This is a genomic window from Phenylobacterium sp., from assembly GCF_004297125.1.
GTDB lineage: Bacteria > Pseudomonadota > Alphaproteobacteria > Caulobacterales > Caulobacteraceae > Phenylobacterium.
In genome coordinates, this window is sequence record NZ_SCVD01000021.1 from 141251 (window position 1) to 155718 (window position 14468).

The 14468-nt window shown below is 69.7% G+C and carries 14 protein-coding genes and 1 pseudogene; 7 read left to right on the forward strand and 8 right to left on the reverse strand.

From position 1 onward, the window contains the following. Positions 1 to 17: 17 nt before the first annotated feature. Entirely contained in the window at positions 18 to 2069 is a 2052-nt protein-coding gene (locus tag EPO51_RS13785; RefSeq protein WP_293351417.1) for a caspase family protein, read from the reverse strand. A 236-nt stretch (positions 2070 to 2305) separates the two neighbouring features. On the opposite strand from EPO51_RS13785, the pseudogene EPO51_RS13790 reads away from it, so the two are divergent. Further along, positions 2306 to 2917: pseudogene (locus tag EPO51_RS13790) on the forward strand (pyridoxamine 5'-phosphate oxidase family protein). 64 nt (positions 2918 to 2981) lie between these two features. On the opposite strand, the gene EPO51_RS13795 reads toward EPO51_RS13790, so the two are convergent. Both EPO51_RS13795 and EPO51_RS13800 read right to left on the reverse strand, forming a co-directional pair. Then, positions 2982 to 3566 carry a CC0125/CC1285 family lipoprotein gene (locus EPO51_RS13795; RefSeq protein ID WP_293351419.1) on the reverse strand — a complete coding sequence of 195 codons (585 nt, stop codon included), beginning with the start codon at positions 3564 to 3566 and terminating at the stop codon, positions 2982 to 2984. A gap of 88 nt (positions 3567 to 3654) precedes the next feature. After that, complete coding sequence (locus EPO51_RS13800) at positions 3655 to 4059, reverse strand: MAPEG family protein (protein ID WP_293351421.1); 405 nt, start codon at positions 4057 to 4059, stop codon at positions 3655 to 3657. Positions 4060 to 4191: 132 nt separating this feature from the next. Between EPO51_RS13800 and EPO51_RS13805 the strand changes: the two genes are divergently transcribed. Further along, positions 4192 to 4398 carry a KTSC domain-containing protein gene (locus tag EPO51_RS13805; protein ID WP_293351448.1) on the forward strand — a complete coding sequence of 69 codons (207 nt, stop codon included), beginning with the start codon at positions 4192 to 4194 and terminating at the stop codon, positions 4396 to 4398. A gap of 57 nt (positions 4399 to 4455) precedes the next feature. Here EPO51_RS13805 and EPO51_RS13810 read toward each other — a convergent pair whose 3' ends face one another. From EPO51_RS13810 to EPO51_RS13820, 3 genes are all read right to left on the reverse strand, one after another. Further along, on the reverse strand, positions 4456 to 5676 hold the full coding sequence (locus EPO51_RS13810; RefSeq protein ID WP_293351450.1) for an argininosuccinate synthase: 1221 nt from the start codon (positions 5674 to 5676) through the stop codon (positions 4456 to 4458). A 68-nt stretch (positions 5677 to 5744) separates the two neighbouring features. Then, positions 5745 to 6113, reverse strand: coding sequence for a hypothetical protein (locus tag EPO51_RS13815; RefSeq protein WP_293351452.1), 369 nt, complete (start codon positions 6111 to 6113; stop codon positions 5745 to 5747). Further along, the gene (locus tag EPO51_RS13820; RefSeq protein ID WP_293351454.1) at positions 6114 to 8039 is read right to left on the reverse strand and encodes a potassium transporter Kup; all 1926 of its coding nucleotides are present in this window, start codon (positions 8037 to 8039) and stop codon (positions 6114 to 6116) included. Positions 8040 to 8228: 189 nt separating this feature from the next. On the opposite strand from EPO51_RS13820, the gene EPO51_RS13825 reads away from it, so the two are divergent. Further along, positions 8229 to 9029 (forward strand): SDR family NAD(P)-dependent oxidoreductase, encoded by an 801-nt coding sequence (locus EPO51_RS13825; protein ID WP_293351456.1) that lies wholly within the window; start codon positions 8229 to 8231, stop codon positions 9027 to 9029. 3 nt (positions 9030 to 9032) lie between these two features. On the opposite strand, the gene EPO51_RS13830 is transcribed toward EPO51_RS13825, so the two are convergent. Then, complete coding sequence (locus EPO51_RS13830) at positions 9033 to 9719, reverse strand: MarC family protein (protein WP_293351458.1); 687 nt, start codon at positions 9717 to 9719, stop codon at positions 9033 to 9035. Positions 9720 to 9780: 61 nt separating this feature from the next. Between EPO51_RS13830 and pyrF the strand changes: the two genes are divergently transcribed. Further along, positions 9781 to 10506, forward strand: a complete 726-nt coding sequence (pyrF, locus tag EPO51_RS13835; protein ID WP_293351460.1) for an orotidine-5'-phosphate decarboxylase — start codon at positions 9781 to 9783, stop codon at positions 10504 to 10506. A 3-nt stretch (positions 10507 to 10509) separates the two neighbouring features. Here pyrF and EPO51_RS13840 read toward each other — a convergent pair whose 3' ends face one another. After that, complete coding sequence (locus EPO51_RS13840) at positions 10510 to 10707, reverse strand: DUF1674 domain-containing protein (RefSeq protein ID WP_293351462.1); 198 nt, start codon at positions 10705 to 10707, stop codon at positions 10510 to 10512. A gap of 53 nt (positions 10708 to 10760) precedes the next feature. On the opposite strand from EPO51_RS13840, the gene EPO51_RS13845 reads away from it, so the two are divergent. The 3 genes from EPO51_RS13845 (at position 10761) to EPO51_RS13855 (ending at position 14468) form a co-directional block, all read left to right on the forward strand. Further along, positions 10761 to 12056 (forward strand): RsmB/NOP family class I SAM-dependent RNA methyltransferase, encoded by a 1296-nt coding sequence (locus EPO51_RS13845; RefSeq protein ID WP_293351464.1) that lies wholly within the window; start codon positions 10761 to 10763, stop codon positions 12054 to 12056. A gap of 60 nt (positions 12057 to 12116) precedes the next feature. Beyond that, positions 12117 to 12776, forward strand: a complete 660-nt coding sequence (gene rpe / locus EPO51_RS13850) for a ribulose-phosphate 3-epimerase (protein ID WP_293351466.1) — start codon at positions 12117 to 12119, stop codon at positions 12774 to 12776. 66 nt (positions 12777 to 12842) lie between these two features. After that, a complete protein-coding gene (locus EPO51_RS13855) occupies positions 12843 to 14468 on the forward strand; it encodes a heparinase II/III family protein (protein WP_293351468.1) in 1626 nt (541 codons plus the stop codon).

Sequence of the window (14468 nt, forward strand, 5' to 3'; positions counted from 1 at the left end):
TAGTCCCCCCGTAATCCCTAGCTCACGGCCCCCAGCCGCTCGAGTTCGCCGCGGGCCTCCTGATCGCCGGCCGCCAGCGCCTTGCGGTAGTAGTCGATCGCCTTCTTCCGGTCGGCGCGCACGCCCTGGCCGGTTTCGTACATGATGCCCAGGTTGCGCATGGCGAGCGCGCTGCCGCGGTCCGCCGCGGCCTGGAACAGCCGCACGGCCTCGGCCGGATTGGCCCGCACGCCCGCGCCACGCACGGTCATGCTGCCTAGGCCAAGATAGCCGCGGGCGTCACCGGCGTTTGCGGCCAAACGGTAGTATTCTGCGGCGCGCGCGTAGTCCTGCGGTAGGCCACTACCGTTTTCCAGCATGACGGCCAGGCTGGACATGCCCTCGCTGTTCCCGGCCTCGGCGGCGCGCTGGTACCAGGTTGCGGCCTGGACCTCGTCCTTGGCCACCGCCTCGCCGTCCTCGTAGGCGTAGCCCAGGCGGACCATGGCGTCGGTGTCGCCGGCCACTGCGGCGCGCTGGTAGAGGTTGAAGGCGCGGCGGCCGTCCCTGGCCACTCCCTGGCCGCGCTCGTACAGCTCGGCGAGCTGAGCGATCGACGGGCCGTCGCCGGCGTCCACGGCTTTCTGCAGCCAGCCGGCCGCCTGGCGGGGATCCTGGCCGACGCCGCGGCCGCGCAGATACGCCTCGGCCAGCATGCCCATGGCGTTGGCCGAGCCGCGGTCGGCGGCCTTCTGGATCCAGTCGAAGCCGGCCTTTTCGTCCTTGGCCGTGCCGAAGCCGTTCAGGCGGCAGAGTCCCCAGTTGACCATGCCGCCGGAGTGGCCGGCGTCGGCCGAGGCCTTGAACCACTTGGCCGCCGCCTCAGCGCTCTTGGGCGCGCCCTTACCGGTGAGCGACATGACGCCAAGGTTGTACATGGCCGCGCCGTTGCCCTGTTGGGCGGCGGTGGTCCAGTCGCGCGCGGCGGCGGCGAAATCGCCGCGGGCGAAGGCGTCGCGGGCGCTGATCACCAGGTCCTGGCCGGGCTGGGCGGAGCGTGAGGCCACCTGGAACGAGCCGGCCGGCAGCTTCTCCAGCGCCCGGATGCGGTTGGAGGCCAGCTTGCGGAACGAACCGGTGATCTCGCCGCGGTCCTGGGCCTCCATATAGGCCTTGAAGTCGGCCGGATCGTCGGAGTCCTTGACCGTGTTCCAGAAGACCTGGTCCTTCTCCCACTTGATCTTGGTGAGATCGGCGGTGGGGGCGGCGGACGCCTGCTTCACCGGGCCGTTGAGGTCGAAGCTCCAGTGGACGTTGGGCCAGATGCCCTGCAGGTCCGGAGTCTGCTCGCCCTCGGTCATCCGTTCGACCTCGGCCTGCACATAGCTGGGCAGTTCGCCGACGGTTATGCCGGGGCGGGTCATGCCCTGGGTGAGGGCGATGGCGAAGGGGCTGTTGGCCGCGCCCGCGGCGCCGTCCTGGGCCACCTGGCCGGGGCCGGCGGCCATCAGGGTCACCACCGCGACGCTGGTCGGGCCGGATTCCCGGGCGAGGCCGCGGGAATTGCCGCCGATGCTGCGGGTGGCGGTCGGGTTGTTGCGGCAGGCGTCCAGGATGATCAGGCGGACGGCCTTGGCGCCGACCATCGCCTGGCCCAGGCGAGCGGATTCCACGGCCGAGCCCGTGAGGGCGGACTTGTTGGTGCTGACGGCGTCCTTGGGCAGCAGGTAGTTCACGCCGTCGATCATCGCGCCGTGGCCGGCGTAGTAGATCACCGCGGCTTCGGAGCCCTTGGCCGCCTCTTCGAAGTCGCCCAGGCCCTCGATGAGCTGGGCGCGGTTGGGGTCGGTCAGCACCTTCACCTGGAAACCAAGTTTCTGCAGGGTCGCCTGCACCAGGCGGGCGTCTTTGGCCGGGTTCGCCAGGCTGGGAACCTTGTCGTATTTGGAGACGCCGACAATCAGGGCCACGCGCTGGGCGGCCCAGGCGCCATTGGCGACGGCGACGTTGATGACGACGGCCGCGAAGACCGCCTTCCAGCGCGTCTTCGGCCCACGGCCAGCCCCGGGCGGCGACCACGCCTTACCCATCACTTCGCCCCTCCAACCCAAGCTTCACCAGAATAACTCAAAAATCCCAAACAGCAGCGCTTTGCGAGACGCAACCCGCCGAATTTGCGACGTATTCCCTCTATTCGTTCGGCGGGACCGCTTGGAGGCGCCGCGGGAGCGCCGGCGGCCGGCTTTGCGGCTCCCCCCAGCGTGCTGCGAGAACCACGCGGCCCAAACCGGCTGTCGCGCGTCTCCGGCTTGAGCGATGCTTACGCATGATCGTTCGCGACCTCGACCAGCTGTGCTCCATCTACCAGGCGCCTCTCGCGCCGGCCTCGGTTGTGAAGGAAGTGGCCTGGATCACCCCTGCGTACCGGGCCCTGATCGAGGCTTCTCCATTCGTGGCCCTGGCGACGAGCGGGCCGGAAGGCCTCGACTGCAGCCCCCGGGGGGACGGCCCCGGCTTCGTCTGAGTGGCTGACCCCAAGACCCTCATCATGCCGGACCGTCGAGGGAACAATCGTATCGACAGCCTGCGCAACATCGTCCGCGACCCGCGCGTGGCGCTGCTGTTCCTCATCCCCGGCTCGGGGACGACATTTCGCGTGAACGGCCGGGCGGTGATCTCGGCCGACCCCGAGTTGCTGGATTCGTTCGCCGTCGAGGGGTCGGCCCCCAGGACCGCGATCATCGTCAGCGTCGAGGCCGCCTACTTCCAATGCGCCCGGGCGGTGGTGCGCTCCGCGCTTTGGAATCCTGCCAGGCACGTCAAGGCCGGCGATCTGCCTACGCCCGGCGAAATGCTCGCGGCCGTCAGCGGGGGCGAAGTCGGCGGCAAGGCTTACGACGACGACTGGCCGTCACGCGCGGCGAAATCGCTCTGGTAGGCGGCGCGAGGATGGGCGCCGGCGGTCTCCCTCCCCGCGGATGGGAGAGCGAGACCTGGTTCCGTTACCGCTTGGCCTCGGGGTACTGGACCCGGGGCTTCAGGTTCTCGATCACCGCCCGGGCGTCGAAGGCCTTCACATCGTCGGTGGGCTTGGCGCCCTTCTGCATGACGATCTCGGCCGAGGCTTCGAACCGCTCGACCGTGCGCACGTCCACACGGTCGGCCCAGAAGGGGTCGCCCCAGAAGGGATCCCAGCCGCGCCAGCCGAAGCCGCGGCCATAGTAACGCCACGACGGACGCCAGAAGCCGTATGACCCGTACCAGGGCCGATAGAACGGATCCGGCTCGACATAGGACTGGGTCTTCCTGTCGGTGTCGCGGTCGACCACGGCGAACCAGTCGTAGCCGCTCTCGACCGTCAGCTCGGCGGCCCGGAAGAGCAGGTAGCCCTCCACGGTCTCGCGGCTGGTGAGCGAATTGCCCATGAAGTTGACGCGATACCGGTTGGGCTCGAGGCGAACCTCGGAATAGCCGCCCGCCGTGGACTGCCCCTTTACGTTGGGCTGGTAGGGCGTAGGTGTCGCGCAGGCGGCGAGGCCGGCCGAGAGAACCAGTGCGACTGCGAAAGCGGCTGATTTCTTTGACATTTGCTTATCTCGAACTCGGACGTCCCCATCCGCAGGGATGTATGTTCCACAACACTTCGCCGCAATTGTGGTTGCGGCGTTTCGGTTCTCAGGCCTGGGTGACCGCCAGGACGTAAATCAACCGGCCGAGCGACCCGAACAGCAGGACCGCCACGGCCAGGGCCTGGATCAGGAAGCCGGCTTCGCGCTTCTTCGGGTCGGCCACGTAGCCCAACTGGTAGACGATCCGCCCCACGATCCAGACCAGTCCGATGGCCGCGGCCCAAAGGTCGCTCCAGTAGATCGCGAACAGCCACAATGGGACCAGGAACAGCGGCAGCCATTCCAGGGTGTTGTAGTGGGCGCGGATGGTGCGCTCCAGGACCGGGTCGCCGGTCATGGCGGGGGCGTCGATCCCGCACTTCCTGCGCGCCCGCGCCACCTGCAGGCTCATCCAGAAATAGGTCAGCAGGGCCAGGAGCGTGACGATGGCGACAAGGGCGTGGGACTGCATCCAGGGGGTTCCTCGACAGCGGCGAACAAGCGCCGCCGTTCCGAAGACCTTGGCGCCTTATGGCGGCCGGGGGAACCGATACGATCGGCCCGCGCGTTCTAGGGGGTGTCAGGCCCTCCGGGAGCACCGCCCATGGACGTCGACTCCACAGCCATCCAGGCGATCGACTACGATGCGGACCACGAGAAGCTGTTCGTCCGCTTCATGAGCGGCGAACGCTACCTCTACGTCGGCGTGCCCGGCGAGGTGTGCCGCTCGTTCCTGGACGCGGACTCCAAAGGTCGGTTCTTCCAGGCAGAGATCCGCGACCAGTACCCCTACAACCGCCTGGAGGGCTGAGCGCGAGAGTTGGCGGGCCGCCGCCGGGACGCCCCGGCCGACGGCTTTCCGAAGGCGCTATCCGCGCTTGTCCCGCTTCGCCGCCACGCGCAGGCGCAGCGCGTTGAGCTTGATGAAGCCCGCCGCGTCGCGGTGGTCGTAGGCGACCTTGCCTTCCTCGAAGGTGACCAGTTCCTGGTCGTACAGCGAGTAGGGACTGTTGCGGCCGATGATGGTGACATTGCCCTTGTAGAGCTTCACCCGGACTTGTCCGGTCACCTTCTCCTGGCTGAAATCGATCGCCGCCTGCAGCATCTCGCGCTCGGGGGCGAACCAGAAGCCGTTGTAGATGAGCGACGCGTACTTCGGCATCAGCTCGTCCTTCAGGTGCATGGCGCCCCGGTCCAGGGTGATGGACTCGATGCCGCGGTGGGCGGCCAGCAGGATCGTGCCGCCGGGGGTCTCGTAGACGCCGCGCGACTTCATCCCGACGTAGCGGTTCTCGACCAGGTCCAGGCGGCCGACGCCGTTGTCGTGGCCCAGCTGGTTCAGCTTGGTCAGCAGCGCAGCCGGGGACATGGCCACGCCGTCGATGGCGACGGGGTCGCCCCGCTCGAAGTCCATCGTGAAGACGGTGGGCTTGTCCGGCGCGGCCTCGGGCGAGAGCGTGCGCATGTGGACGAACTCGGGGGCCTCGACGTCCGGGTCCTCCAGGACCTTCCCCTCCGAGGAGGAATGCAGCAGGTTGGCGTCGACGCTGAAGGGCGCCTCGCCGCGCTTGTCCTTGGTGATCGGAATCTGGTGCTTCTCGGCGAAGTCCAGCAGGGCCTCGCGGCTCTTGAAATCCCACTCGCGCCAGGGCGCCACGACCTGGATGTCGGGCTCGAGCGCGTAATAGGCGATCTCGAAGCGGACCTGGTCGTTGCCCTTGCCGGTGGCCCCGTGAGCCACCGCGTCGGCGCCGATCTTCCGGGCGATCTCGATCTGCTTCTTGGCGATCAGCGGCCGCGCGATGGAGGTGCCCAGCAGGTACTGGCCCTCATAGACCGTATTGGCGCGGAACATCGGGAAGACGTAGTCGCGCACGAACTCCTCCCGCACGTCCTCGACGAAGGCGTTCTCCGGCTTCACGCCCAGGGTGATGGCCTTGGCGCGGGCGGGCTCGACCTCCTCGCCCTGGCCCAGGTCGGCCGTGAAGGTCGCCACCTCGGCGCCCAGCTCGGTCTGCAGCCACTTGACGATGGTGGAGCTGTCGAGCCCGCCGGAGTAGGCGAGGACGACCTTCTTGATGTCGGCCATTGCGGGAGGAGCTTTCGTAGCGAGAAACGGAAAAGTCGCGCGCCTTTAAGGGCACGTGGCCGCAGGGTTCAAGGGGTAACGACGCCCTCGTCCTCCAGCGTGCGCAGACTGCCTCGTAGCCATGTCAGGCAGACGACGGCGAACAGGCCCGCCAGCAGGGTGCGCATCAGGAACAGGATCACCGCGGACTGGGCGTCGTAGACCGCCATGCGCGACAGGGCCGACAGCGCCAGGCCGAGCACCAGGGGGACGCCGAACATCACGCCCAGCGCCACGTTTCGGGCCAGCCGCCAGGTCGGCTTGCCGTCCTTGCCCCACTGCATCGGCATCTTCGCGTCCGCCGGCACGCGCTTCAGCGCCCCGCGGCTGGTGGAGGCGATCAGGGCCATGGCCAGGATCCACAGGCCATCGGCCAGATAGTGCAGGACGGTGAGCATCTAGACGGTGACCTGGGTTCCCATCTCGACCACGCGGCCCGGCGGGATCTTGTAGAAGTCGGTGGGGTTGGCGGCGTTCTTCATCAGGAAGATGAACAACTTATCTTGCCAAAGGGGCATGCCCGACTGGGCGGACGGCACAACCGAGCGGCGGCCGAGGAAGAACGACGTCGCCATGATGTCGAACTTCAGCCCCTGCTTGCGGCACAGGCCCAGCGCCTTGGGGATGTTCGGGCTCTCCATGAAGCCGTAGCCGATGATCACCTTCTTGAAGTCGTCGTTCACCGGCTCGATCCGTACGCGGCTGTCGTCGCTCACCCTGGGGGTCTCGGCGGTGGAGACCGAGAGGATGATGTTCTTCTCGTGCAGCACCTTGTTGTGCTTGAGGTTGTGCATCAGGGCGACGGGGGCGGTGTCCGGATCGCTGGTCAGGAAGATCGCCGTGCCGGGCGCTCGGTAGGGCGCGCGGGCCTTCAGGATGTCGGCCAGTTCGGTCAGGCTGACGGAGTCGCGCCGGGTCTTGTCGGTGAGGATCTGGGCGCCCCGGTTCCAGGTCCACATCACCACGATCAGGCAGGCGCCCATGGCGAGCGGCAGCCAGGCGCCGTGGAAGAACTTCAGCAGGTTCGAGGTGATGAACACGACGTCCAGCGCCCCGAAGATCATCGAGGCCGCCGCCGCCTGCCAGACCGGCCGCTTCCACATGTAGCGGACGATGTAGAAGAACAGCAGCGTGTCCACGAACATCGATCCGGTCACCGCGATGCCGTAGGCGGACGCCAGGTTGGACGAGTTCTGGAACATGGCGATCAGCACCAGGACGCCGATCAGCAGGAAGGTGTTCACCTGGGGCACATAGATCTGCCCGGCCTGGGTCTCGGACGTCCGGCGGATGTCGATGCGCGGGAACAGGCCCAGCGACACCGCCTGTTGGGTCATGGAGAAGGCGCCGGTGATCACGGCCTGACTGGCGATGATGGCGGCCGCCGTGGCGAGCCCCAGCACGGGCCAGTAGGCGACCTCCGGGATCATCCGGAAGAACGGGTTGATCCGCGCGGTCGGGTCAGAGAGCACCAGGGCGCCCTGGCCGAAGTAGTTCAGCAACAGGCAGGGCAGGCAGAGTATCAGCCACGCGGCTTGGATCGGCTTCTTCCCGAAGTGGCCCATGTCGGCGTACAGCGCCTCGGCTCCGGTGACGGCCAGGAACACACTGCCCAGGATCACGAAACCCAGAAAACCGTTGTCGATCAGAAAGATGACTCCGAAGTGAGGCGACAGCGCCCGCAGGATCGAAAGGTCGTCGGCGATGTGGAACACCCCCAGGCCCGCCAGCGTCAGGAACCAGAGCGCCGTGATGGGTCCGAAGAACTTCGCCACCATGGCCGTACCGCGCGACTGCACCAGGAACAGCCCGACCAGGATGCCGGCGGAGATCGCCTGCACCATCCCCTGGTCCAGCCTCGGGCCGACGCCGGGCGCGAGCTTCAGGCCCTCCACCGCGCCCATCACCGAGACGGCCGGCGTGATGATCCCGTCGCCGTAGAACAGCGCCGCGCCCACCACGCCCAGGAAGAAGATGATCCGCGAGCGCCCGCCCGGACTGACCCGCTGGGCCAGGGCCATGAGCGCGAGCGTCCCGCCCTCGCCCTTGTTGTCGGCCCGCATCAGGAAGACGACGTATTTGATGGTGACGATGAGGATCAGCGCCCAGGTGATCAGCGAGACCACGCCCAGCACCGCCATCTCCCCGCCGCCGCCGCCGCGCGAATGGCCCAGGGCCTCGCGCATGGCGTAGAGCGGGCTGGTCCCGATGTCGCCGAACACCACGCCGATGGACCCGAGCGCGAGCGCCCAGAATCCTTCCTTGGGAGGGGAATGCGACGGGTCTTCGGACGCCTTTTGAGCGTCGACGGCCTGATCAGCCATCCATTATCTCCGGGAGACCTGAACAAGGCTCCCATAGGCGGCCCGATGCCGTCGCGGCGGGCGCGAATACACCCAATCCTTACAGCGTTCAATCGCAGCCCGCCGGTCGGAGATGTCGCAGCGCCGCTTGTACCTTGAACGGTTCACCCGTGCCCCTAGTTTCGCAGGTGTCGACTCGCGGGGCGCGGAATGGATCGAAAACTGGCGCTGGTGACCGGGGCTTCGGCGGGGATCGGGGCGGCCTTTGCCCGCATCCTGGCCAGCCACGGCTATGACCTCGCCCTGACGGCGCGCCGGATCGAGCGGCTGGACGCCCTGGCCGAGGAAATCCGCCTCCGCTACGGGGTCGAGACCCTGACCGTGGCGGCCGACCTCACCGAGCCTGAGGCGCCGGGCGATATCCTGGACCACCTGACCGCCCACGGCCGCACGGTGGACTGCCTGGTCAACAACGCCGGCTACGGCCTGCCGGGTGGCTATGGCGACACCCTGTGGAAGGAGCAGGCGGCCTTCATCCAGGTGATGACCACCGCCCCCTGCGAACTGGCGCACCGGGTGTTGGGCGGCATGCAGCAGCGGATGTTCGGGCGGATCGTGAACGTGGCCTCGCTGGCCGGGCTGGTCCCGGCCGCGGCAGGTCATACGCTCTATGCGGCGTCCAAGGCGTTTATGGTGCGGTTCTCGCAGAGCCTGCACCTGGAGGTCGCCGCCGACGGGGTGCATGTCTCGGCGCTCTGCCCGGGGTTCACCTATTCCGAGTTCCATGACGTGAACGGCACGCGCGAACTGGCCAGCTCGTCCACGCCGGCCTGGCTGTGGATGGGCGCCGACGAGGTGGCGGCCGCAGGCTACGAGGCCATGGAGGCCAACCGCGCCGTCTGCGTGCCCGGCGCACCCAATAAAGCCATCGCGGCCTTCGCCAAGGCGATCCCCGACGACTGGGCCCTGGCGCTGATGGCGTCGCAGGGCGCGAGGTTCAGGAAACTCTGAGTTTCAGTGCCCGTATGGGTTCGCCACACCGGGGCGGATGAAGCCTGTCGTGCTCTCGGCGAAGCCGGCCAGTATGAACTGGATCGCGAGCGCGCAGAGGATCAGCCCCAGGACGCGGACCACGATGGTCAGGCCGATGCGGCCCAGGAGCTTGGTGATGATCGGGGTCGCCAGGAACGACAGCAGGGTGGCCAGCGCCACCGCGCCGATCACCCCCACCCCGACGAACGCGCCCTGCAGCCCGAACTGCCGCGCCTGGCTGGCGTAGATCACCACGCTGGAGATCGCTCCCGGCCCGATCAGCAGCGGCATGGCGAACGGCACGATCATCCGCTCGAAGCGCTTGCGAACATAGGCCCGGCCCGAGGCCACCGGCGCTTCCGCCGCCTCGGCGTAGGTGGCGGTGAAATCGTCGCGGGCCATCTCCAGGCCCAGCAGGAAGAGGATGATGCCGCCCGCGATCCGGAACGCCGGCAGCGAGATGCCGAAGAATTCCAGCAGGCTCAGGCCCGTGAAGTAGAAGAAGGTCAGGAAACCCAGGACGAACAGCGAGATGTAGAGCGCGATCCAGGCGCGATCGCGCGATTTCGCGCCAGCGGTCGCCGCCGCGAACAGCGGGACGTTCCCGACCGGGTCGAGGAGCGCGAACAGCGCGACGAAGAAGTTGACCGCGAACTCAGCCTGGCCCATGTCAGGGTCTTAGCCCAAATCGATGACGGCGGAACACCCCGCCCCCAACCGGAGCCATGCCATGGCCGCCGCCGACACGCTCGCGCAACCCGCCGTCAAAGCCGATCCTCGCCTGATCATCCCGTTGGATCTGCCGTCGGTGGACGCGGCGCGGGCCATGGTGGAGGCGCTGGGCGACGCCGTCAGCTTCTACAAGGTGGGCCTGGAGCTGTTTGCCGGGGGCGAAGGCATGACCCTTGCCCGCGAACTTAAGGCGGCCGGCAAGCAGGTGTTCCTGGACTGGAAACTGCACGACATCGGCACGACCGTGCAGCGCGCCGCCGCGGTGCTGGCCGGCTCGGGTTGCGATTTTCTCACCGTCCACGGCGAGCCCCAGGTCATGGCCTCGGCGGTGCGCGGCAGGGGCGCCTCGAACCTCAAGATCCTGGCGGTGACGGTGCTGACCAGCCTGACGGACGAGGACCTGATCGAGACGGGCTACCATGAGACCGCCCGCGCCCTGGTCGAACGGCGCATCCACCAGGCCATCGCCGCTGGCTGCGACGGCGTGATCGCCAGCCCGCACGAAGCGGCCCTGGCCCGCTCGCTGGGCGGCAAGGACTTCCTGGTGGTGACGCCGGGCGTCCGCCCCGACTGGTCGGCCAAGAACGACCAGGCCCGCGCCGCCACCCCCTCCGACGCCCTCAAGGCCGGAGCCAGCCATATCGTCTGCGGACGGCCCATCACCGCGGCGAACGACCCGCAGACCGCTGCGCGCCGGGTGGCGGCCGAGATGGCCGGGGTTTAGGCCCTAGAAATCCACCGCGATGCCCTTGCGCTCCCAGTCGCCGAAGCGCGTGGGCTCCGGGCCCTTGGGGCCGCCGTCTTCGGGCGGACGCGCGGCGGCTGCCGCCTCGGCGGCGTGGCGCTGGGCGGCCTCTTCCAGGGCGCGGAGCGCGGCGGGGGAGAGGTCCTTGCCGGGGGCGGCGTTGGGGGGGAGATCGGCCATGTCCCTGATCTAATCCCTTGCGCCGCCGCGCCCAAGAGGGCACGCCGCGCGCCGTGAGCTCCACCGACCCCGAAAACAACGACATCCGCGGCCTGCCGGCCCGCGCCGCCGCCCTCGACCTGCTGACCGCTGCCCTGTCGCGGCGGGCCGGGTTGGACGAGGGCCTCAACCATCCCGCCCTCGCGGCCCTGCCGGCCCGCGACCGGGCCTTCGCCCGCGCCCTGGTGATGGCGACCCTGCGGTGGCTCGGGCCCATCGACACGGCGCTGCAGGCGCGGCTGAAGAAGCCGCCGCCGGAGAACATCGTCCACGTCCTGCGCCTGGGCGCGGCCCAGCTCCTGGTGCTGAAGACACCGGCCCACGCGGCGGTGGGCGCCACCGTCGACCTGGCCGCGGCCCAGAAGGGCGGGCTGCCGTTCAAGGGCCTGGTCAACGCCGTGCTTCGCGGCCTGGACCGCGAGCCGCCCGAACTGAACGATCCCTCGCTGATGGCCCCCACCTGGCTACAGGCGCGCTGGCGCTCGGCCTATGGCGAGGCCGACGCGGTCGCCATCGCCGCCCAGATCGGCATGGAGCCGGCCACCGACCTGACCGTGCAGGGCGATGTCGGCGATCTCGCCGCCGAATTGGAGGCCCAGGCCCTGCCGGGCGGCAGCCTGCGCGTGGGGCTGAAGGGCGAGGTCTCGGCCTGGCCGGGCTTCAGCGACGGCCGCTGGTGGGTGCAGGACGCCTCGGCCGCGGTCCCCGCGCGCCTGCTGGACGCCCAGCCTGGCCAGACGGCCCTCGACATGTGCGCCGCGCCGGGCGGCAAGACCCTGCAGCTCGCCGCGGCCGGCGCCAAGGTCACCGCGCTCGACCGCTCGGCCGGACGTATCAAGCGGGTGTCGGAGAACCTGGCCCGCACCGGACTGGGCGCCGAGATGGTTGTGGCCGACGCGGCGGAGTGGAAGGATGGCCGCACCTTCGACGCCGTGCTGCTGGACGCGCCCTGCTCGGCCACCGGCACCTTCCGCCGCCACCCCGATGTGCTGTGGGTGGCCAGCCCGGCGGACATCCCCAAGCTGGCCGCCGTTCAGTCGAAGCTGCTGGACAGCGCGGCCCGGCGAACGAAGCCCGGCGGACGGCTAGTCTACTGCGTCTGCTCGCTGGAATGGGAGGAGGGGGAGAACCAGGTCACCGCCTTCCTCGCCCGCCACAGGGACTTCGCCCTGGAACCCGTGCAACCCGGCGAGGGCGGGGCGCCCGAGGCCAGCCTCAAACCAGACGGGACGCTGCGCATCCTGCCGCACCACCGCGAAGGGGGGACGGACGGGTTCTACGTCGCCCGCATGAGGAAAGCGGCCTCATAGGTTCGGCGCTCTCCGATACCCGAGATTGGCAGCAGGGGCCGCATCAGGTTAAGCGGAACCATGGCTCAGCGGACCATCATCGCCCCCTCGATCCTCGCGTCGGACTTCGCCCGCCTGGGCGAGGAGGTCGCCGCGATCGAGGCGGCCGGCGCGGACTGGGTCCACGTGGACGTCATGGACGGCCATTTCGTGCCCAACATCACCATCGGGCCCGACGTGGTGAAGGCGCTCAGGCCCCACGCCAAGATCCCGTTCGACTGTCACCTGATGATCAGCCCGGCCGACCCCTACCTGGAGGCGTTCGTGAACGCCGGGGCGGACTACGTCAGCGTCCATCCGGAGGCGGGGCCGCACCTGAACCGCACGCTGAAGCAGATCCGCAAACTGGGGGCCAAAGCAGGCGTGGTGTTCAACCCCTCGACCGACCCATCGGTGATCCAATGGATGATGGACGAGGTGGACCTGATCCTCGTCATGTCGATCAATCCCGGCTTCGGCGGCCAGACCTTCATGCATTCCCAGCTTCGCAAGATCGAGGCGCTGCGGAAGATGATCGACGCCGAGGGCCGCGACATCCCCCTTGAGGTCGACGGCGGTGTCACGCCCGAGACCGCACCCCTGTGCATCGCCGCCGGGGCCACCGCCCTGGTGGCCGGAACCGCCGTCTTCCGCGGCGGGGCGGAGCGTTACGCCGCCAATATTGCCGCCCTCCGGGGCTGAGCGCCGCCGTTGGCCGGGCTCCGCGCGCCACGCCTCCCGGGACGCCACCTCGCCCGCGCGCTCATCGTGGGCGCCGGCCGTATCCTGGCGGAGGAGTGGCGCGGCGCCGGGCCCTACCGCTGGCTGACCGCCAGGCCGCGACCCATGGGGTTCGGCCTTCAGCCCAAGGACTTCCGCCCGGCGGACCCCGAGCTCGGCCGAGCGATCCTGGCGGGCGCCTTCGTCCTGGAGGGCGCGACGCTGGTGACGGGCGTGCGCGGCGACCCATGGGACCGGCCCAGCCCCACGCGCGCCTTCGCGGAAGCCCTGCACCGCTTCGACTGGCTGCCCGGCCTGATCGCCGCCGGCCCGGAAGGCGCCGCCGAGGCGCTTCGCCTGGTGCTGGAGTGGCGCCGCCTGTTCGGCAAGTGGAACGCGTTCGCCTGGGCGCCGGAAATCATGGCGCGCCGGGTGTTCAACCTGGCCTGCGCCGGCCCGCTGCTGGCGGCTCGCGCCTCCGAGGCCGAGACGGCCAAGATCGCCGGCGACCTGGCGCGCCAGGCCCGCGACCTGCTCGGGCCCGGCAGCGTGGCGACCGCGGCCGAACGGGCCGCCTGCGCGGCGGTGGCGGGCGTCGCGCTGCGCGGGCCGGCGGGCAAGCGGTTGCTGGACCGGGCCCTGGGCCGGCTGGGCCGCGCGCTCGCGGTGACGGTGGGGCCCGATGGCGGCCACGCGTCGCGCCGGCCCGATCTGGCCTTGGAGCTGCTGTTCGACCTGCAAACCCTGGACGAGGCCATGGTCCAGCGGGGGCTGGCGGCGCCCGACACCGTGCAGCGGGCGATCGACCGGCTGGCCGCCACCGTGCGCTTCTTCACCTTGGACGACGGCGCGCTGGCCGATTTCCACGGCGGATCGGCCCGGACACCCGCCTATGTCGCCGCCGCGCGGGCGCAGGACGAGGCCGACGGCCGGGCCACGGCGACAGACCTCGACGGCTATCAGCGGATGGACACGCGCGGGCTCCAGGTGATCGCCGACATCGCGCCGCCGGCGGCCGGGGCCTGGGCAGAGCGGGCCTGCGACCAGCCGCTGGCGATCCAGGTGCTGGTCGGCGGTCGGCGGCTGATCGACCCGGGCGCCGGACGCGGCATCGCCGCCGCCTCCAGCGTCCAGGTCGGCGAGGGCGGTCACGGCAGGGTGCTCGATGGCTTCGCCGCCGCGGTGCTGGGCGCGCGGCTGGTCGACGCCGATGCGATCGTGGACGCTCAGCGGCACGAGGCGCCGGGCGCGGTCTGGCTGGACCTGGCGCACCACGGATGGATGAAGGCCCACGGCCTGGTGCATCAGCGGCGCCTCTACCTGGACCTCGACGCCGGGGAACTGCGCGGCGAGGACCGGTTGACCCCGACCGCCCGGGCCCAGGGGCCAGACGGCCGCCACTTCGTGCCCTATGCGGTGCGCTTTCCCCTGCACCGCGGCGTGCAGGCCCAGGTCTCGCAGGACCGCCGCAGCGTGCTGCTGCGCCCGCCGGGCGGCGGCGGGGGCTGGATCCTGCGCAACGACGCGCTCGAGATCGCGCTGGAGCCTCTGGTCGGCGGTCGCGGACTGCAGCTCGTGATGCGTGGCCAGCGGCGGGCGGATTCGGGGTCTCGGGTGCGGTGGAAGCTCGCGCCGGCCCGCCAACCGATTGACGGCCCCAAGCCGCAGGCGTAG